The organism is Cohnella terricola (assembly GCF_007786475.1).
In the GTDB taxonomy this organism is placed as follows: Bacteria; Bacillota; Bacilli; order Paenibacillales; family Paenibacillaceae; genus Cohnella; species Cohnella terricola.
Genome location: NZ_VNJJ01000003.1, coordinates 490,332 through 510,027 on the forward strand (window position 1 = coordinate 490,332; position 19,696 = coordinate 510,027).

Sequence of the window (19,696 nt, forward strand, 5' to 3'; positions counted from 1 at the left end):
GAACCGAGAGTTGTGAGCTATTTAGTTCCTGAACCATGGGGATACCGACAGAGAGAATCCGAACCGAGAGTTGTAAGCTAACTAGTTCCTGATCCAATGGGATACCGACAGAGGAACCCGACCCGAGTATTGTGAGCTATCTAGTTCCTGATCCAATGGGATACCGACAAAGGGAATCAGAATGAGGGACAGCATGAAATAAGACAAAATAAACCCGCCTTGACGATCCAATCGGACCGACAAGGCGGGTTGTGATCAGCTATGCGGATAAAAAGCGGTATTGCGCGTCGACTAGGTTACGATAATGGCCCGGACGCTTCATAAGTTCTTCGTGATTGCCCATTTCCTTGATTTCGCCATGGTCCAGGACGACAATGCAATCCGCGTGGCGAATCGTCGACAGACGGTGGGCGACAATGAAGGAAGTGCGCCCTTGCAGCAGCGTCGCGAGCGCTTCCTGAATGCGCAACTCCGTCTCCGTGTCGATGCTCGCGGTCGCTTCGTCGAGAACGAGAATACGCGGATCGGCGAGCAACGCCCTGGCGAAGCTGAGCAGTTGGCGCTGGCCGACCGAGAGAGCGTTGCCCCGCTCCTCGACCTCGGTATCGTATCCGTTCGGCAAGTCGGCGATAAAGTCGTGAGCTCTGACCGAGCGAGCGGCGGCTTCGACCTCCGCGTCCGTGGCGTCCGGGCGGCCGTAACGAATGTTATCACGGATCGTTCCCGAGAAAATAAACGTATCCTGCAGCACGATGCCGATCTGCGAACGGAGACTGTCGATGGTGATATCCCGAATGTCCGTGCCATCGATCAGTACGCGGCCCTCCACTGTGTCGTAGAATCGGCAGATCAGGTTCACGATCGTGCTCTTGCCAGAGCCGGTATGCCCGACAAGAGCAATGGACATGCCCGCCTTGACGTCGAGATTGATTCCCTTAAGCGCCGGACGGTCGGCTTCGTAACCGAAAGTGACGTTCTCGAGTCGAACGTTTCCTTGAAGCTCGGCGATCGGTTTCGCTCCTTCTTTTTCCGGAACGGCCGGTCTCTCGTCCATGAATTCGAATATCCGCTCGGCGGAAGACATGGAAATCAGAAGTTGGGAGTACATGTTCCCAAGCCGGGTAATCGGCTCCCAGAAGCTGCCTACGTAAGTAATGAACGCGACAAGAACGCCGACGGTCATCGTACCGGATTGAATCAAATACGTGCCGTACAGCAGTAGAATCAGCGTGCCTACCGCGGAGGTCACTTCGATAATTGGTCCGAACAACTGATTCAGTGCCGATGCTTTATTCCAAGAGCGAATATTGCTCTTGTTCATGCCGTCGAAGAAACCGATATTTTCTTTCTCCTGCGTGAAAGCTTGTGTCACACGAATCCCTTGAATGCTTTCATTCAAATGAGCATTGATGCGCGACTGCTTGATCCGCACGACCTGCCAGGCCATGCGAATGTTCTTGCGAAGCGCACTCGAGACGATAAACATGAGCGGAACCGTGATCATTATCGCCAGTCCCAGCTTCGGTTCGATCACGAGCAGAATGACGGTAATCCCGATTAGCTGCACAATGTCGATCGCCGAGTTGACGACGCCGTTGGTAAACATGTCCTGCAACGAGTTGACGTCGTTCGTAACCCGCACGAGTACGGAACCTGCAGGACGTTTATCGAAAAACCTGAACGAAAGTGATTGGATGTGGCGGAATAGCGCCGCCCTCAAATCGAAAATGACCTTCTGTCCAATCTCGTTCGTCTGCTGAATCGTATAACGCTGCGCCCACCAGCGCATACCGTACATCGCCAACATGATCGACACAATTATGACGAGAAGCGACAAACTCCCGTCTCCGTTCTTCGGATGGATCGCATTATCAATTGCTTTCATCGTTAGGAACGGAATGGCAAGCCTCGCCAACATGCCGAATACTGTCATCACGAATACGACTTTGGTGACGTCAGACTTATAAGGTTTTACGAAAGTAAGCAATCTGCCCATCTGCTTCCAGTTAAACGGCTTCTCGATCAGCTCGTCGTCTTGGTATACGAATTGACGGCTCATCCCGACACCCGCCTTTCTCCGGACCCGTCCGCGTTTTTCTCATAATGATCCAAATCCTCCGGACGATCGGCATATTGAATTCGGTATGTTTCGAGGTAAAGCCCCGGCTGCCGCACAAGCTTGTCATGGGTCCCCCGTTGGATGGTATGCCCGCGTTCCAATACGATGATCTCGTCCGCGCGGCGCAACGTTGATATGCGGTGTGCGATCATGAACACGGTCCGACCGGCCATCACTTGACGGACCGCGGTTTGAATCTCGTGCTCGGTTTCCATATCCAGCGCGCTCGTCGCATCGTCCATAATCAGGATTTTCGGTTTGTTCAGCAATGCCCGAGCAATAGCGATCCGTTGCTTCTGCCCGCCGGACAACCCCATTCCGCGTTCTCCGACGACCGTATCGTAGCCTAGCGGAAGTTCACGGATAAAACCGTCCGCTTGCGCAAGCCGAGCCGCCTCTTCGATTTCATCCATCGTTGCGTTCGGTTTCCCGTAACTGATGTTTTCCTTGATCGACGTCGAGAACAGGAACGACTCCTGAAAGACGATGCCGATTTGTTTCCGCAAGCTTTGAAGTTCGATATGACGAATATCGATTCCATCAAGCGTTATCGAGCCTTCGCCGACATCATACGCCCTCAGCAGCAGCCCAACCGCGGTCGATTTCCCCGAACCCGTTCCCCCAAGCAACCCGATAACAGAACCCGCAGGAGCGTCTAATTCGAAGCCGAGCAGCGCGGACGGGAGATCGTCCCTGTTCGCATACCGGAAACTCGCGTCTTCAAAACGGATATGGCCTTGAACCGCGTCATCGTCAAGCACGAGACTTTTGGTATGGCTTTTAACCGCCACCGGCTGATTCAGAAGTTCTAGCAGCCTTTCGCCAGATGCTTTGGATTGCGTATAACCGTTGATCTGGAAGCCGAGCGTCCATAACGGAGCTACGATAAGCCCAAGCATACCCGACAAAGCGACGAGATCCCCCAAGGTCAAAGTGCCCTCAATGACTCTCCAACCTCCGACCAGCAAAAGAGCGGCAACGCTTACATTCGCGATAAACTCGATCATAGGGAAATATTTAGCCCATACGCTTGCAAGCGATAAATGGTTATCGCGGTAGTCCACGTTTTCTTTAACGAATTTCTTGATTTCAAAAGGTTCGCGGGCAAAAGATTTTACCGTTCTCACGCCCATGATGTTCTCTTGCACACGTACCGTCAAACGGCCTACGGCGGCGCGTATGGACCTGAAAACGGGATGAATGTTCTGCTCGAACCGGATCGCCACGTAACCGAGAACCGGAATCATGACGAGCGTCATCAGCGTCAGCGGCCAATCGATCGTGAACATCATTGCGAAGCCGAATACGAGCAGCAGTCCGGTATTAAGCAACTGGGCGAAACCGAATCCGATAAATTGCCGTATGCCTTCGATATCGGCCGTCAACCTCGACATGAGGTCACCCGTCCTGGCGGTATCGTAATAGGAAAAAGATAATTGCTGCAGCTTCTCGTAACATGCGTTGCGCAGCCGATATGCCAAGCGATTCCCTACACGTCCCCCCCAAAACCCGTGAACGTACTGAAACCCGGCTTTGACGACGATTACGCTCACCGCTAAGAGAGTGAGCCCGGTTACCCCTTCATACCGGCCTGGTATGATCATATCGTCGATTAACGTCTTGAGCAGTAGAGGGTAAACCAATCCCAGCGCGGTCGCGATTGCGAGCCCAGCTACGGAACCCCACAGTAATCCTTTGTTTTGCCAATAATAATCTTTTAGTCCCCGAAAAATATCCAAAATTGGGCCTCCCCTCGCTGCTTTCTACGGCAGTGTAGCTTAATCCCTATCCCCCGGCAACAGCGTTATAGAGCCCTATTGGTCCTTACGGCGTGAACTAGCGCCTTTATCCCGCGAATGCACCGAATATCTCCGATATCTTCGCTATTCATGCATAACATCCCTGAGTTACATCGATTAGCAGAGGAAAACTACGGCAATAGAAGAAAAGGTCCCCTTCCATCCGAAAACGGATGAAAAGGGACCGATTATGAATGTTATTGCCTGATTTTCCGCCATTTCTCTTGCAAATCCGACAATAAACGCTCTTCCCCCGGTTCCCTCAGCGTCTGGCTCATGCTCGAAGCAAATAATGCCAATTGCTGGGACCATGCGGATGACGCCATGCGAACGGTATATTGGAGGGCCTCCTCCGAGGAGGATTCCCAGAGCTGTCGCAAATTCGCGAGTTCCCGGTCGATCGCTTGAAACAAAGCCAGCTCCAGTTCCTCCCGGAGAGACTTGGCCCCTTCCTTCTCGAAAAAGTGCTTAGGCGATCGAAATGCGCTCCATAACTGCCTTGTCTCGAATTGAGGCCCGTTCGCGAAAACATCCAAGAGCGGCAGCTCGAGCGGATGCTTCTCGATCTGTTCAGGCGTGAAGCCTTCCCGTTCCATCTCGGATAAGCCGGGTAGGGCTCCAAGCGCCTTGGCCGCCATCGCGCGAATTGTCACTTCCAGGCGCAATCCCGCCGAGCGAAGCTCTTGGAGAAGATCTTCGCTAAGCGAGCGCTTAAGATCTTCGCCGCATGCCGACAGCAGCTTCTTCAAGTCCCGGCCGTCGTCCTGAAGGATCGAAGGATGGAAGGCGGACTGAAAATGCTCCTTAAATCGGTACAGAAGTCTCTGACGGAGATGATACAACTGTTCGCCGACTTCTTGCTGCAGCGGCTGCATCGTCGCTTGAGGAACGTTAGACGCGTCCTCGCTACGCCACCTCTCCGCTTGTTCGCTAAGTCGCCGAGCTTTGGCTTCGCGCGTCGCCGCATCCGCACTCGCGGATTGCAGCCAGCTCTCGAGAAGCTTGTCGACCCGGTCCAGCTCCTTGTTCGCCGCTTCGAGCGCCAATCCCCCGAGCTCTTCCTCGGAGAAGGTCTGGAACGCGCTCTCGAAGGCGGTAAGCCCCGAAGTTTGGCGCGCCGTCTCATTCCGTGATTGCTTCGCTTGCAGGCCAAGCAAGCTGGATACCGCGAACAATCGCGGATTGCGAATGCCATGCTTCAAGAGCTGCGTTTCGACGTGCGCCTTCACCGCATCCAGCTCTTCATTCGAAGACGCCAGGTCCGCTGCGTTGATGACGAAAAACATTTTATCCAGCTCGAACACGTCTTTCACATTGCCGAGCTGATTCAGAAACTCGCGGTCTGCTTCCGTAAAAGCATGATTGTAATACGTTACGAACAATACTGCGTCTGCGTCCTTAATGTATTGGAAAGCAACGCCCGTATGCCGGGCGTTGATCGAATCCGCTCCCGGCGTATCGACCAGCACCGCGCCGCTGCGGGTAATCGGTGAATCGACGAATAGGTCGATCTCCGCTACGAAGCATGACGCCTCTTCCTCGGCGGCAAATCGCCTGTATTCCTCTTCCCCGACCGTCAACTTCTGTCCAAGCAGCGTGCCGTATTCGGTCCACCCTCTTGCCGCGGCTGTCAGGAAGGCTAGGTGCGGCCTTCCCCGGGGATGAAGATCGCCAGCGGAAATAGGCTCCTTAAGCGCAAGCAAGCTTGCAACGTCGTCTCCAGCCTTCGCCAGCTTATCCTTGTCGACGCCGATTCTCCTGAGCGAATGGCGCAGATCGTCTGCGAAATCCGCGGCTGTCTTCATCGTTACGAGCGCCGTTCCGTCAGGATGCTCCGCGGAAGAAGCGACGATCCGGTTGATCGTCGCAGTCGTCGGGTTCGGCGATACGGGAAGCACCGATCTACCCACCAGCGCATTGGCGAAAGAGGACTTGCCCGCGCTGAACGCGCCGAACAACGCGATCGTAAAGCTCTTGTTCTTGAATCGTTCCGCTTTGGCGTACAAGCCGTCTGCGACGCCGCGAAGAGCGGAGATGCCCGACAGAAGCTCCGCGGACCGCTCCAGCATCTCTGCAGCCCCATGCGGCGCTCCAAGCCGCGTAGGCCGCTCGCCGTCGTTAGCAGCCGATTCAATCGAGGAGCCGCCTTCGACAATCGCTTCCTGCACAGGAACGGCGACGCCTCCCTGACCGGCTTCCTGCACGATTTGCTGCACCCGCTCGGCTGCAATGGCCGTAGGTCTCGGAAGGACTAGCTCGCTCGAGCTGTCCGAGGACGGAAGGATCGCGAGCAACTGCCGTTCCTCCTCTTTCTCCGCCTCTTCCAACTTGGCCAGTTCGTTCGCGGTGCCTTCCCGTACCGTAAACTCAGCCAGTTGAAGCTCCAGTTCCTGCGCCTGCTTGTCGAGAGCAGGTCGATCTTTCTCCTGGAGCTCGTCGATCCACTGGAGCGCGGATTTACGGTATAACGACTTTAACGCTTCTCCGATTTCGGCCGCATAGTTTAGAACCGCTTGACCGTCCGCTCCCGCTCCGGGTTTAACCCTCTCCCGCAGCCATGCGACCTCCACCGGCTTGAAGCATGCGGATAGAGATTGCTCCATCTCTTCTCCCGTGTAACCGGATTGCTCCGCTTCTTTGCGCAAGATCTCCTTCAGATGTCCGGTTGCATGAGCGGATATTTGCCGGTTGAAGTCTTCGGCGAGCCGCTCCAGCCTTGACGCGATCTCCGCTTCCGTCTTGGCCGCGCTTGCGAACCATCCCGATTTGAATCCGGGCTGCAAAGCGACAAGCGCTTCGCGCGCTTTCTCGCGCGTCTCCGCAGGCGTAAGGCTCGCGTTGCGAAGCAAGTTATCCATATCCGCCCTTGTGCGTTCCTTGCGGATAGCTCCTGCAGAACGAATATCCGCCAATCGCTGCTCGAGCTCATGACGAAGAGCGGACCGGCGCTCGTTATCCGCGTACTCGCCAAGTTCGCTCAGCAGTTGCTCTCTGCTATCGCCGTTAAGCGTATGCAGCGTCTCCCGGTATTGGTCGGCCAGATGAATGGCGGATCTTGCCGCGCTTCTTAACAATAAAGGCGTGGCAAGCGGCTGCAGGTCCTTGATCAGGTCGAGCAACTGATTCCACTGAGAGAGCGGATGCTTCGGTTCTCTTAGCGAGAGGAACAAAGTGCCCGCCGGCTCGATATCCCAATTGCCTAAAGCTTGTCTCAAACTTTCCTGGAAAGCCGTAAAAGCAATCTGATCTTCGCGGTGCTTGTCGATCTGGTTCACGATCAAATAGGTCGGCTTCCCCCATCGCGCCAAGCTGCGCAAAAAGCGGAAGTTCACTTCAGATTGCACGTGATTGTAATCCGTGACGTAGAACACAACGTCCGCCAAGTGCAGAGCAGATTCGGTGGCTGCCCGATGGGCGCCGTCCGTCGAGTCTACGCCAGGGGTGTCGACGATCGCCATCCGATCACCGAGCAGCGGAATCGGGTAGGACACTTGGATCGAGGTGACTCCTTCTCCATCGACGGCGAAGTCGTGAAGCTGCTCAACTTCGATTCGGCGCGAAGGGAATATTGTTCCGCTCACTTCGCGAAAAACGGTTTCCGCGGATGGCTCTCCGTTTACAACGGTGACCACGTTCGCGCTCGTCGGGATCGGCGAAGATGGAAGCAGATTCGCTCCGCATAACGTATTTACTAAAGTGGATTTTCCCGCGGAGAAATGCCCGCAGAATGCGATGGTTAATCGACCGGTTGCCAGCTTCTCGGACAGTTCGCCCAGCTTCTCAGCTTGAACCGGATCCCCGTGCTCGGCCACTCTTGCGGACATTAGCTCCAGAGACTTACGATATACGGATAATTCGGATAATTGCGGTGTATGGACCGCTTGCTCAATGATGTCAGTCGGATTCACTTGCCGACGCTCCTTTTCTTCAAGGAGGCTTTCATTCGGGACTTGCCTTCCTTGCAATGTTCCAATATCGGACAAACTTCGCATTTCGGATTTTGCGCCTTGCAATGGTACCGCCCGAAAAAAATAAGCCGATGATGCGTGATCGTCCACTCGTCGCGAGGAACTTTGCGCATCAACTTCTTCTCGACCTCAAGAACAGAGTCGTCCGGCTTCGCGATTCCAAGCCGCTTGGACACTCGTTCGACATGAGTATCCACCGCGATGGCTGGCACATCGAACGCGTTCGACATGACGACGTTTGCCGTTTTCCGGCCGACTCCGGGAAGCTCCGTCAGCTCCTCGTGCGTACGCGGAATTTCGCCGTCGTGCTTATCAATTACGAGCCTGCACAGCTTCTGAATGTTCGCGGCCTTATTCCGGAACAATCCGATTCTGCGGATGTCGTTCTCGAACTCTTCGAGCGGAACGTTCAAATAATCTTGGGGCGTGCGGTATTTATCGAATAGCGTCGCGGTCACTTTGTTGACCGTTTCGTCCGTGCATTGCGCCGACAGCAGAACCGCAATCGTCAGTTCGAACGGATTGCGATGATTCAGCTCGCACCGGGCATCGGGAAACATCTCTGCTATCGTATTCAACACTTGCCTTAACGTTGCGGCGTTCATAGGCGCTCCTTCTCGATTGAAAGTCATTAACAAGTTTACCGGAAGATCGGCCAAGCGGCAATATCCGCCGAAACGCGACAACTCCCCGGCCGAATTGACCGGGGAGCGAAAGGGGTTCGCGGCATTATTGTTTTACGATCTCGAATGCTTTATCGCGAAGGGCATACAGCAATATGGAATCTTGGTTTTTCAGGTCGGACAGGCTTAAAGTCGTCGTTCCTTTGTGAATATAGGCCTGCTGATGCAATGTAAAGACGTTATTCGTAGTATCGCTAACCGAAGCTCTGAACACGATCACCGTACGTTGCGTGCTGTCGGTATATTGCACCGTTTTGCTGAGCGCTGGAATGATCTGAATGATCGGACGATCGTATTCGTCCATTCGGATTTCCACGCGGTCATCCGTTTTAACCGAAGACAACGAACCGATCGTAACTCCGTCTCTCACAACGGTTGGAGCAGCAGTGAAAGCTTTCGTAACGGTATTGCCCGCAGGCGTCACGATGTCGATTGAAGAAGCGGATGTGTTCACAGCAGCAACTCTTCCGAGAGCCGTCGACAACGCCTTGATTTTGATCGGCGTCTTCCCCTTAAAGGTTACGTTAAGCAACGTGTAATTCGATTGGCTCAACGCACTCACGCTGATCGGCGCGTTGTTCTCGTCCACGAGCGTAATCGTCGTGCCGTTCAAGTACCAATCCTCGACAACCCCGTCCGCGCGTTTAGCCCGTATTTTATTGCCCGCAACGTCGGCGGTTACCAGATCAAACTGAACCGCCTTTTGCACTTGCACGGAGATGACCTTATCCTGCGTCTGATAGTCCATGATCGCCGTTACTTTATCGCCTACGCGCAGATCCAGGTAAGTCGTGAAATTCTGACCATAAACATCTACGACTGGCACGAACGTGGAATAAGAAAGCGTAACGTTAGTCGACGTATCCAAAGAGAGCTTCAACGTTCTAGCCGTCACGTTGTTTTCCAGGATGGTTCCCGTATATTGGGATACGATGGAGACGTATGCGGCGTTGGAGTTCGAATAGCCGACGTTGATCTTTTTGCCTTTGGCAATATATTGATTGGCTTCTTTCTGCGTAATGATCGTGCCGTTCAGATCGAATCTCGTCGTTTCGGTCAGAATCAGCGGGATTTTTTTGTTCGCGGAATCCGTTACGATCAACGTATTGTCTTCTGGAAGATAATTGGCGACCGTAACTCCGTTCAAGAAGCTTACCGATCTGTTCGAGATGGTAATGACGGATACTTTGCCGCTGTCGTTAAGCGTCATGGAAATCGTGTCGCCTTTGAACAAATCGTCCAACGTCACGTCCGACATCCCTTCGATCTTCACGACGACGTTGTCCGCAAGGTCCTTGGCGCCCAATTCGTTATTGACGCGATATTGAATCGTTTTGCCGACTTTATCGACTAGGTTAAGCACGCCTGTAATGGGCGGCTGCACTTTGTTCGTGACAGTAATACTCGTTACCGAACCCATCTTGACCTCGTAGGAGATCACGTCTCCGACCGTAAGCTGGTCGAACGTCAGGTTCGAGTCTTTGTACTTGATCGTCATATTGGATGCTGTCGGATACGTCTCCGTATTACCCGCCGCGTCCTTGACTTGCAGCGACAGACCGGATACGTTCCAAGCCGCGACCGTGCCCGACCCCGTTTTGTTCGTGACAGCCTTATTCACCGTTAGCGACAGCAATTTGCTCTCAGTCGCGACATCGACACCCAGCTTCACCGGCACGTTAAGCGGCAGATCGGCTATTTTCAGGGATTGGCCGTTAATATCTTTGATCGTTAACAGTTGCGAATCGTAAGATACTGTTTTAGGTTTTCCATCAACAGATACGGTCAACGTATTTTGCGCGTCTGACACCAAGATGAGGGTACCCTCGTAGTTTTTCACTTTCGGCGTCTCGCTCGTTTGCTCTACGTAACCGATCGTCCCGTCCGAATTGCTGATCAGGACGACTTCGCCAAATAGCTTTAATTTGGAAATATCGGACGTTTGTTCCGATTGGTACGCATAGACCGAAGCCGTCGGAGAAAGCGTGTATTCTTTAGTGGCGCCATCGGATTGAAGGACGGTCAGTTTGTTGCCATTCACCGCAACCAATGATCCAGTCACCTGGCCGGAATAGGCTACGGATACGTGGGATTCTGCCCGGCTGAACAGCGTGGATGCCATTTCCCGCGTAACGGCGCCTTTCGGATCGAATTTGCCGTTAACTCCAGTTATGAGATCCGAAGTTACCGCGTAGTTGACGTATCCCTTAAAATCCGTGCCGATCTGCGCATCATCCGTGAAGGAGGACGCTTTGCCGGCGGCCGCTTTAGCGTCCTGATCTTTGCCGATCGCCCGCACGATCAGCTTGGCGATCCATTCCCGGGTCGCGGGGCTGTTGCCCCATTCCTTACCGCCTTCTTTCTGTGCTATCGCGATCTCCTCGTCGAGGAATAAAATATTTTTTTGTACTGCTAATTTTATGTAGGGTTTGTAATCGTCTTTAATAATCAGGTCGCTCGGAAACACCAATGGATCTCCCAGCTTGACTTCATCCGCGACACCCATGAAGCGCAGCGCGATAATGACCGCTTCCTGACGAGTCACCTTATTGGCCGGACTGAACGTTCCTGCAGCTTTGCCCGCTCCGCCCTTCAGGATACCTTGCAAGGCCAGCTTCGTGATATGTTTCTCGGCCCACCCCCCCGCTTTGACGTCCGAGAACGGCGAAGCCGCCGACGCGGTCGATTGCGTATAGGAGACCCCCGATAAGACCAGCGATGTTGCGAGCAAACCTGTAACGCCTTTCGAAATTCCGTTTTTCATCGTTAACATGTCTCCTCTCCTAATATATGAGTATACCGGCCCCCCTAAGAGGGCCGGATGACTTAAGATAATTTCAACTGCATTTTAATTCCTTTAGCAATTGCTTGAGCCACGCGATCCTGAAACTCGTTGGTCCACAATTTCGGCTCGTCGATCTTGTTGGACAAGTAACCGGCTTCCAGCAAGATGGCCGGCATCGTCGTCTCCCTTGTCACGCTTAAGCTTTTCTGACGAACCCCGTTGTCTTTCAGACCCGTTGCCTGAATGAAGAGAGAGTGCATCAAATCCGCGAACGCTTTGCTCTCAGGACGAGTATAATACGTTTCCGTACCATTCGTCGCTGCTGTGTAGCTATTGGCGTGCACGGACACGAACAAGTCCGCGTTGATCGAGTTGGCAAGCTGCGATCTCGAGATCAAAGTAGGGAAAGAATCGTCGGATCGGGTCAATACGAGCTTGATCCGCTCGTCGCCCGAGAGCAGTGCCTGCACTTTCAAAACGACGGAAAGGTTAAAGTCTTTCTCCGGTCGTTTCGAGAGGCTGATCGCTCCCGGATCGCTGCCGCCGTGACCGGCGTCCAGCACGACCGTAAAGATCGATTTATCCGGAACCGGCTTTTTCAGCAGGATCCTGAATTCACCGAGCGAGGGATCGTTCGAAACCTCGTAATCCCAAGCTTGATTCAGATCAAGAACAAATCGCGGGGACTTCGCTTCCGTACCGAACACCGAATACCGGATCGCTTGCAACGCTTCGTGTTCGTCAATAGACAGCCTGCCTTCGGCCGATTGCGTAAAATCAACAAACGGAACAAACTCGCCTGAGTACTGCGTTTGAGGCACATCCACGACGATCCTCTTCGGATTGTCTAGCTTGAATACGGTCGGTGCGATAAGTCCATCGTATTTCAGAATAACCGAATCATTTTCGTAGCGTACTTCGTTTAACGTTCCCGTAATGACGGGAGGATTGGATGGGTTCTGCGGGCCGCTTCCCGTTTCCTCGTCGTTCGGGTCGACGATGCCGATCAAGTCTCCGCCGTTCGATGGATCGGAACCTGCGTTGTTACCGCTATCGGAGCCTTTCGATGAGTACAAAAATGCCGATTTAATTTGATTATCCCAGAAAACTTGGACGCCTAGCGATTCGCCAAGAAATCTTAAAGGAATAAGAATTTTGTTGGATTTTGCCGTAGGCGGTACAATCATCTCTTGCGGAACGGAGTCGAGATACGCGGTAGACTTGTCCAAAGTCATGACGAGTTGTTTGCGCGAATTCGTTACCGTTACTTGCTTCTTGTTATTGTCGTAATCCACCTTATAGCCCAGACTTTCTGTCGCAATCCTCACGGGGATCATTACGGTCTGGCCAATCACAACCGGCGGAACTTCGGGCTCCAAAGCTTTGCCGTCCAGAATAAGCTTGGGCGTAAGCGTTTCCGCTTTAGCCGCTTGAACGATGCCCGCGCTGAGGAACAGCATGCCAGCGACGACGAACAACAGGGAAAACCACTTCTTCATGCTTCACCTCGATGTCAAATAAATTTGCGGATGTTGCCGGATTATGTAGCTTTCATATCGGCTTGTCCACGAATATTTAGACGTCGGGAAGCATGAAAAGTTGCGTAACCGAGGAAAAAAAGACCCATTGCCCCGAATTATGCCGAATCGGTGGCAATAGGTCCTTCACTGTACGGCCAAAAATGGTTAATCCGATCTCAAGCGCAGCGTTAGACGATAGCGTTGGCAGCGCGCTTTTGTTCGTATTCCGTAATCGCAGATTCGTGCTTCAATGTCAAGCCGATATCGTCCAACCCTTGCAGCAGGAATTGGCGACGGTGCTCGTCGAGATCGAACGGAATGTTCAGTCCCTCGTCGTCGGTAATGACTTTGCTCTCCAGATCGACGTTCAGCTTGTAGCCTTCCGTCGATTCGGTGCGCTTGAACAGGTCGTCGACTTGCTCTTCGCTCAGCTTGATCGGCAGAATGCCGTTCTTGAAGCAGTTGTTGTAGAAAATGTCCGCGAACGACGGAGCGATGATGCAGCGGAATCCATAATCCATGATCGCCCACGGCGCGTGCTCGCGAGACGATCCGCAGCCAAAGTTGGCGCGGGACAGCAAGACGGACGCGCCTTGGTAGCGCGGTTTGTTCAGGTTGAATTCGGGAATGACGTTGCCTTGCTCATCCCATCTCCACTCGAAGAACAAAAATTGGCCAAACCCGCTTCTTTCGATTCTTTTCAAAAATTGCTTAGGGATGATAGCGTCCGTATCTACGTTAACCCGGTCGACCGGGGCGACAAGTCCATTTAAACTCACAAATGCTTCCATGTTGGTGCTCCTCCTCAGAATGCTACCGCTAGCACGCAACGTTAGTTGCGCTCGGTAGGCATGTTACGCCTTCACTTCGGTTTTGAAATCCCATGTACGAACATCGACGAAACGACCTTGTACGGCAGCTGCCGCAGCCATTTCCGGCGACACGAGGTGCGTGCGTCCGCCGCGGCCTTGACGGCCTTCGAAGTTACGGTTGGAAGTCGACGCGCAGCGTTGGCCCGGCTTCAGAACGTCGGGGTTCATCGCGAGGCACATGCTGCAGCCGGCGTCGCGCCATTCAAAGCCAGCTTCGGTAAAGATTTTGTCAAGGCCTTCCTTCTCCGCTTGAATCTTGACGCGGCCAGAGCCCGGTACGACAATCGCCGTAACGTTAGAGCTAACTTTGTGTCCGCGCGCGACGGAAGCCGCCGCTCTCAAGTCTTCGATACGTCCGTTCGTGCAAGAACCGATGAAGACATAGTCGATCTCGATATCGGTCATCGGAGTGCCCGGTTTAAGGCCCATGTAATCCAACGCGCTTGTCGCGGCTTTACGTTCGTTCTCAGTCGGAAGGTTCTCCGGAACCGGTACGGAGGACGTGATGCCAGTTCCCATGCCCGGGCTCGTTCCCCAAGTGACTTGAGGAATCAACGATTCGACGTCGAAGTCAATGACTGCGTCGAACGTCGCGCCTTCATCCGTGCACAGCGCTTTCCACTGCTCGACGGCCGCGTCGAATGCGGCGCCTTGCGGAGCGTATTCGCGACCGCGCAAATATTCGAAAGTCGTTTCGTCCGGAGCGATAAGACCGGCGCGTGCGCCGGCTTCGATGGACATGTTGCAGACGGTCATACGTTCTTCCATCGACAGCTCGCGAATCGCTTCTCCTGTGTACTCCATGACATAGCCAGTACCGAAGTCCGTGCCGTATTTCGCGATCAGGCCGAGGATCATGTCTTTTGCGGTAATGCCTGGTTGGCGTTTGCCGTTAAAACGAATGACCATCGTCTTCGCCTTCGCTTGCTGCAAGCATTGCGTCGCGAGCACGTGCTCGACTTCGCTTGTTCCGATACCAAACGCAAGCGCTCCGAATGCGCCGTGCGTGGACGTATGGCTGTCGCCGCAAACGATCGTTTTGCCAGGATGGGTCAAGCCGAGTTCCGGTCCCATAACGTGAACAACGCCTTGATCGATCGTGTTCAAGTCATACAGCTTAACGCCGAACTCTTGGCAGTTGGCCGTCAAAGTGTCGACTTGCTGCTTGGAGATTGGATCCGCAATGTTGAAACGGTCTTTCGTCGGAACGTTGTGGTCCATCGTCGCGAACGTCAGATCAGGACGTCTCACTTTGCGTCCGGACATGCGCAGGCCTTCGAAGGCTTGCGGAGACGTTACTTCATGCACCAATTGCAGATCGATATAGAGGATGCTAGGCTTTCCCTCTTCTGCGACGATGACGTGATTGTTCCAAATTTTCTCGAACATAGTTTGTTTGCTCATGTCTTCAGTTCACCCCAATAGTTCTCTTTTATCTTGACATTATATTATCATTTTATCTTTCATTGTTCCAAGATATAATATCTATAAGGTTGATAGTTGCAATCTATAACGAGAGGGCCGAATACTATGGAATTCAGGCAGTTGCTCTACGCGATTCAGATCGCCAGCGAGAGAAACTTCTCCCGCGCCGCCGAAAAACTGCATATCGCCCAGCCTTCGCTTAGCCAACAGCTTTCCAAACTGGAGAAAGAATTGGGCGTGCTCCTGTTCAAAAGAAGCACCAATTCGGTGGAGCTTACGCACGCGGGCTCCGTCTTCGTCGAGAAAGCCCAGCAGATCGTCGATATGGCCGATCAACTCCGACGGGAGATGGAGGACATCGCCGAGATGCGCAAAGGTCGTCTCGTCGTCGGCAGTCTGCCGATGACCGGGTCCCACGTCCTTCCATACGTGCTCCCTGTATTCCGGGAAGCTTATCCGAACATCGAGGTCGTATTAATTGAAGAATCGACCAAAGTGCTCGAGCAATTGACCGCAAGCGGCGGAACCGATGTCAGCCTGCTGTCGTTGCCTCTGATCGAGCCGTCGCTCGCCTACGTGCCTATGCTTGAAGAAGGGATATGTCTAGCCGTCCCTCCCGATCATCCACTCGCGGCTCCAGAACACCGGAACTCGGCGATTTCCGTAAAAATGCTGCGTGACGAGCCATTCGTGCTGCTGAAAAAAGGGCAGGGCTTCCGGGCCATTGCCCACGATCTGTGCTCCGCCGCAGGGTTCGATCCGCGCGTCGTCTTCGAAAGCGGGAACATCGAAACCGTCCAGTCTCTCGTCGCAGCCGGCATGGGCATTGCGTTCCTTCCCAAGATGGTCACACGCAACGACTGGCAAGTACGCGCGCCCGTCTACTTGAAGCTGGAAGGCGATCCGACGCGCACGCTTGTCATCGCATTTCGTAAAGGCCGATACCTGTCCAATGCGGCCGAAGCGTTCATCGCGACTTTCCGCGAGACGACCGAGAAAATCGCGACAAGATATTAGCAATTACGTCGCCGGACGGTACGATCCGGGAGCTTGACTTGGCTTTTGGCGATGTCGTACCGTATGGGGGTACTATTGGGGTGTTGGTTAGGGGTTTCGGTGATAAAGCACCGTGTGGTGGTACAATTGGCACGCTTGGCGAGGCCATACATCGTATTCTGTGTTCCGTTACCTCTGCCGCTATCCCCGCAACTCAGAAGAATGCAGCCAGTTAGCCATTTAGCGGTCTCGCTGACCGTTACATCGCCTTTTTCCCCACCATTCAGCACTTTAGCAGTCTCGCAGACCGTTACACCAACTATTTCCCCACCATTCAGCACTTTAGCAGTCTCGCAGACCGTTACATCGACTTTTTCCCCACCACTCAGCACTTTAACGGTCTCGCAGACCGTTACATGGACTTTTTCTCGACCATTCAGCACTTTAACGGTCTCGCAGACCGTTACATGGACTTTTTCTCCACCAATCAGCTCTTTAACGGTCTCGCAGACCGTTACATGGACTTTTTCTCCACCAATCAGCTCTTTAACGGTCTCGCAGACCATTACACCGACTTTTTCCCCACCAATCAGCACTTTAGCGGTCTCGCAGACCGTTAAATCGTTGTACACCACCAATACTCCGACGGTATCCCCTCTACTCAGAAGATTGCAGCGTACTCGCCAAGAACCCGGTTGTCTGAGCGACGGGGATAGCGGCAGAGTGATCGGTGTTGGAACGGTATCTGTCTGAGCGGCGGGGATAGCGCCAGAGTGATCGATGTTGGAACGGTATCCGTCTGAGCGACGGGGATAGCGCCAGAGTGATCAACGTTGGATAGGTATCAGTCTGAGTGACGGGGATAGGGACAGAGGCAAATAAGGTGGAGACTGCTCCTATCTGAGTGGCGGGGATAGCGGCAGAGTAACTGTGAGATGGGTTGCCAATCGGTTAATCTGCGCTACAGACAGCTCTCCTCACTCGTAAATATTCGGACGACGATCTGCGAATACCGGAATGCGTCCTCGCACTTCGTCGACGAGATCTAGATTGATCTCCGTGACGAGAATCATTTCTATCTCTTCCGCTTCCGCGACTACTTCGCCCCATGGATCGATGACCATAGAGTGGCCGAAGAAATTCGAGCCTCCGCTCTCGCCAACCGTGTTGCAGGAGACGACAAACATTTGGTTCTCGATCGCGCGCGCTTGCAGCAGCGTTCTCCAGTGATGCAGGCGGGGATGGGGCCATTCGGCGGGCACGAACAGGATTTTCGCTCCACTCAGAGCGAGCTTGCGTGCCAATTCTGGGAAGCGGATATCATAACAAATCATAGCGGCGGCGGGTACACCTTCTAGATCGAAAGCTCCCGGAGTATCCCCCGCTTTCAGATGCAAATGCTCGTTCATCAGTTGAAATAGATGAATTTTGCTGTACTCGGCAACTTCAGCACCCGTCCTATCGAAAATATAAAGCGTGTTCGTTACGGAATCTCCGCGTAGTTCGGCGATCGAACCGGCAATAACGACGATCTCGTGCGCACGGCAGAACTCCGATAAAATCGCCTTCGTCCGAGAAGCGTTCGGGTCCGCCAACTCGCGGATTTCCGTCAACGCATATCCCGTGTTCCACATTTCCGGCAAAACGACGATATCCGGCTTGGGTTCCAGCGAAGCCGCATCTTCCAATTTCGCTCTCATCTTAGCATAATTGGATTCCGTATTGCCCGCTTCAATATTCATTTGAACCAATGCGAGACGCAATGGGCTACTCATATCGCTCCACTCCCGTTCCATGTATCTGCATGCTTGTATGCTCTCCATCCTACTGCATCCATCTTTAGAGAGCAACAACCCGATAAAGAATCATACCATTCCGACCACTAAACCCCGATTTTTTTCAAAAATGTCCGTCGATTCCGTTGCCGAGCGAGTCTCATTGTGCTACATTCATCCTATCCTATTTTAAGCATGACGGAGCGTGACGAAATAGATGAGCTTTACGATTACACCGGCCAAACGGATGCAGGGTTTACCGGAACAATTTTTCGCGGCGCTCGTCGCCAAAGCCAACGCCAGAGCGGCTACCGGTCGTGATGTCATCAACCTTGGCCAAGGCAATCCCGATCTGCCGACGCCCCAATCGATCGTCAATCGGTTGAAAAACGCAGCGGACAACCCCCAATACCATAAATATCCGCCTTTTCGCGGTTTTCCATTCTTAAAGCAAGCTGTCGCCGAACGTTACAAAACGGATTACGGCGTCGACTTGAATCCCGATACCGAAGTGGCCGTCTTGTTCGGAGGCAAGTCGGGACTTATCGAGATCAGTCAAGTTCTGCTCAATCCCGGCAACGTCTGCCTCGTGCCCGATCCCGGATACCCCGATTATTGGTCTGGTGTCGCGCTCACAGGAGCGGAGATGGCTTTCATGCCTCTAAAAGAGGAAAACGAATTTCTGCCTGACTATTCTCAAATCCCGGCCGGCGCGATCGATCGCGCGAAGCTCATGTTCTTGAATTATCCGAACAACCCGACTTCGGCTATCGCCACTCCCGAATTTTACGAGGAAACGGTCGCGTTCGCCCGCAAGCACGGCATTGTCGTCGCCAGCGACTTCGCCTACGGCGCGATCGGCTTCGATGGCAAGCGCCCGATCAGTTTCCTCGAGACTCCGGGAGCAAAAGAAGTTGGCGTAGAGTTCTATACGCTGTCCAAAAGCTACAACATGGCCGGTTGGCGCGTCGGATTCGCGATCGGAAACCCGCAAATCATCGAATTGATCAATTTGATTCAAGATCATATGTATTGCAGCCTGTTCGGAGGCATTCAAGAAGCTTCCACCGAAGCGTTAACCGGATCGCAGCAATCGGTTCGCGATCTAGTAGCGACTTACGAAAGCAGGCGGAATGCCTTATACGGCGCACTAGACGAGATCGGTTGGAAAGCGACTAAACCTGCTGGTTCCTTCTTCTGCTGGCTTCCGGTCGCGAAAGGCCACACTTCGATGTCCTTCGCCGATTTGCTGCTCGAGCAAGCCGACGTGGTCGTCGCGCCGGGTTCAGGTTTCGGCGTTTCCGGAGAAGGTTACGTCCGGCTCGGACTTTTGACATCCGAAGACCGCTTGCGAGAAGTCGCTGCACGAGTCGGACGTCTGGGTCTGTTCTAAAACCATTTCTCCCGTCGCTCGTTTCTTTACAAGCCTTACCGCGCATGGTATTCTTAACATATTCAAGCGCCGAACTCGGCGCCGCCATACGAACGCATTGACGGGAAACGAAGCGGACCCGGACACGACCAGAGAGTAAATTTCCAGGCTGAGAGAATTTACCTGATCCCCCGCCTCCCCCATCCCCGAGCGGCCGGCGATGAGCCGGACAGACCCTGCTGTTATCAGGAGCATAAGAGGACGGATGCCTCTATTTACAGGCGCCGTCAACGAAGGTGGTACCGCGGAAGTTAAACTCCCGTCCTTTACGAGGACGGGAGTTTTTTGTTTTTCCGAAGGGACGGCGTCTTCGCGAAGAGAT

The 19,696-nt window shown here is 53.5% G+C and carries 12 protein-coding genes; 2 read left to right on the forward strand and 10 right to left on the reverse strand.

All coding sequences use genetic code 11. The features are described from left to right. Positions 1 to 259: 259 nt before the first annotated feature. From FPZ45_RS07910 to leuC, 8 genes are all read right to left on the reverse strand, one after another. A complete protein-coding gene (locus FPZ45_RS07910) occupies positions 260 to 2,059 on the reverse strand; it encodes an ABC transporter ATP-binding protein (protein ID WP_144700048.1) in 1,800 nt (599 codons plus the stop codon). Beyond that, a complete protein-coding gene (locus FPZ45_RS07915) occupies positions 2,056 to 3,858 on the reverse strand; it encodes an ABC transporter ATP-binding protein (protein ID WP_144700049.1) in 1,803 nt (600 codons plus the stop codon). Before FPZ45_RS07915 ends, FPZ45_RS07910 begins: the two co-directional genes overlap by 4 nt. Before the next feature lie 257 nt (positions 3,859 to 4,115). Then, positions 4,116 to 7,826 (reverse strand): dynamin family protein, encoded by a 3,711-nt coding sequence (locus FPZ45_RS07920; protein WP_186438277.1) that lies wholly within the window; start codon positions 7,824 to 7,826, stop codon positions 4,116 to 4,118. Then, positions 7,823 to 8,491 carry an endonuclease III gene (gene nth / locus FPZ45_RS07925; RefSeq protein ID WP_144700051.1) on the reverse strand — a complete coding sequence of 223 codons (669 nt, stop codon included), beginning with the start codon at positions 8,489 to 8,491 and terminating at the stop codon, positions 7,823 to 7,825. Before nth ends, FPZ45_RS07920 begins: the two co-directional genes overlap by 4 nt. 124 nt (positions 8,492 to 8,615) lie before the next feature. Beyond that, positions 8,616 to 11,342, reverse strand: a complete 2,727-nt coding sequence (locus FPZ45_RS07930) for an S-layer homology domain-containing protein (protein WP_144700052.1) — start codon at positions 11,340 to 11,342, stop codon at positions 8,616 to 8,618. A 53-nt stretch (positions 11,343 to 11,395) separates the two neighbouring features. Then, on the reverse strand, positions 11,396 to 12,853 hold the full coding sequence (locus FPZ45_RS07935; protein ID WP_144700053.1) for an N-acetylmuramoyl-L-alanine amidase: 1,458 nt from the start codon (positions 12,851 to 12,853) through the stop codon (positions 11,396 to 11,398). 209 nt (positions 12,854 to 13,062) lie between these two features. After that, a complete protein-coding gene (leuD, locus tag FPZ45_RS07940; RefSeq protein ID WP_144700054.1) occupies positions 13,063 to 13,665 on the reverse strand; it encodes a 3-isopropylmalate dehydratase small subunit in 603 nt (200 codons plus the stop codon). Between the two features lie 63 nt (positions 13,666 to 13,728). Then, positions 13,729 to 15,150, reverse strand: a complete 1,422-nt coding sequence (gene leuC, locus FPZ45_RS07945; RefSeq protein ID WP_144700055.1) for a 3-isopropylmalate dehydratase large subunit — start codon at positions 15,148 to 15,150, stop codon at positions 13,729 to 13,731. Between the two features lie 126 nt (positions 15,151 to 15,276). Between leuC and FPZ45_RS07950 the strand changes: the two genes are divergently transcribed. Continuing rightward, positions 15,277 to 16,188, forward strand: coding sequence for a LysR family transcriptional regulator (locus FPZ45_RS07950; RefSeq protein ID WP_144700056.1), 912 nt, complete (start codon positions 15,277 to 15,279; stop codon positions 16,186 to 16,188). On the opposite strand, the gene FPZ45_RS07955 is transcribed toward FPZ45_RS07950, so the two are convergent. Both FPZ45_RS07955 and FPZ45_RS07960 read right to left on the reverse strand, forming a co-directional pair. Beyond that, on the reverse strand, positions 16,185 to 16,799 hold the full coding sequence (locus FPZ45_RS07955) for a hypothetical protein (RefSeq protein WP_144700057.1): 615 nt from the start codon (positions 16,797 to 16,799) through the stop codon (positions 16,185 to 16,187). The two genes, FPZ45_RS07950 and FPZ45_RS07955, sit on opposite strands and share 4 nt — an antisense overlap. 345 nt (positions 16,800 to 17,144) lie before the next feature. Beyond that, positions 17,145 to 17,942, reverse strand: coding sequence for a carbon-nitrogen family hydrolase (locus FPZ45_RS07960; RefSeq protein WP_186438278.1), 798 nt, complete (start codon positions 17,940 to 17,942; stop codon positions 17,145 to 17,147). A 217-nt stretch (positions 17,943 to 18,159) separates the two neighbouring features. Here FPZ45_RS07960 and FPZ45_RS07965 point away from each other — a divergent pair, with 217 nt between their 5' ends. Then, a complete protein-coding gene (locus FPZ45_RS07965) occupies positions 18,160 to 19,335 on the forward strand; it encodes a pyridoxal phosphate-dependent aminotransferase (RefSeq protein WP_144700058.1) in 1,176 nt (391 codons plus the stop codon). Positions 19,336 to 19,696 lie beyond the last annotated feature (361 nt).

What these genes read in the sequence shown, in the direction of transcription:
- FPZ45_RS07910 (WP_144700048.1), bottom strand. Translation starts at nt 2,059, where the DNA reads ATGAGCCGTCAATTCGTATACCAAGACGACGAGCTGATCGAGAAGCCG.
- nth (WP_144700051.1), bottom strand. Translation starts at nt 8,491, where the DNA reads ATGAACGCCGCAACGTTAAGGCAAGTGTTGAATACGATAGCAGAGATG.
- FPZ45_RS07930 (WP_144700052.1), bottom strand. Translation starts at nt 11,342, where the DNA reads ATGTTAACGATGAAAAACGGAATTTCGAAAGGCGTTACAGGTTTGCTC.
- FPZ45_RS07935 (WP_144700053.1), bottom strand. Translation starts at nt 12,853, where the DNA reads ATGAAGAAGTGGTTTTCCCTGTTGTTCGTCGTCGCTGGCATGCTGTTC.
- leuD (WP_144700054.1), bottom strand. Translation starts at nt 13,665, where the DNA reads ATGGAAGCATTTGTGAGTTTAAATGGACTTGTCGCCCCGGTCGACCGG.
- leuC (WP_144700055.1), bottom strand. Translation starts at nt 15,150, where the DNA reads ATGAGCAAACAAACTATGTTCGAGAAAATTTGGAACAATCACGTCATC.
- FPZ45_RS07950 (WP_144700056.1), top strand. Translation starts at nt 15,277, where the DNA reads ATGGAATTCAGGCAGTTGCTCTACGCGATTCAGATCGCCAGCGAGAGA.
- FPZ45_RS07960 (WP_186438278.1), bottom strand. Translation starts at nt 17,942, where the DNA reads ATGAGTAGCCCATTGCGTCTCGCATTGGTTCAAATGAATATTGAAGCG.
- FPZ45_RS07965 (WP_144700058.1), top strand. Translation starts at nt 18,160, where the DNA reads ATGAGCTTTACGATTACACCGGCCAAACGGATGCAGGGTTTACCGGAA.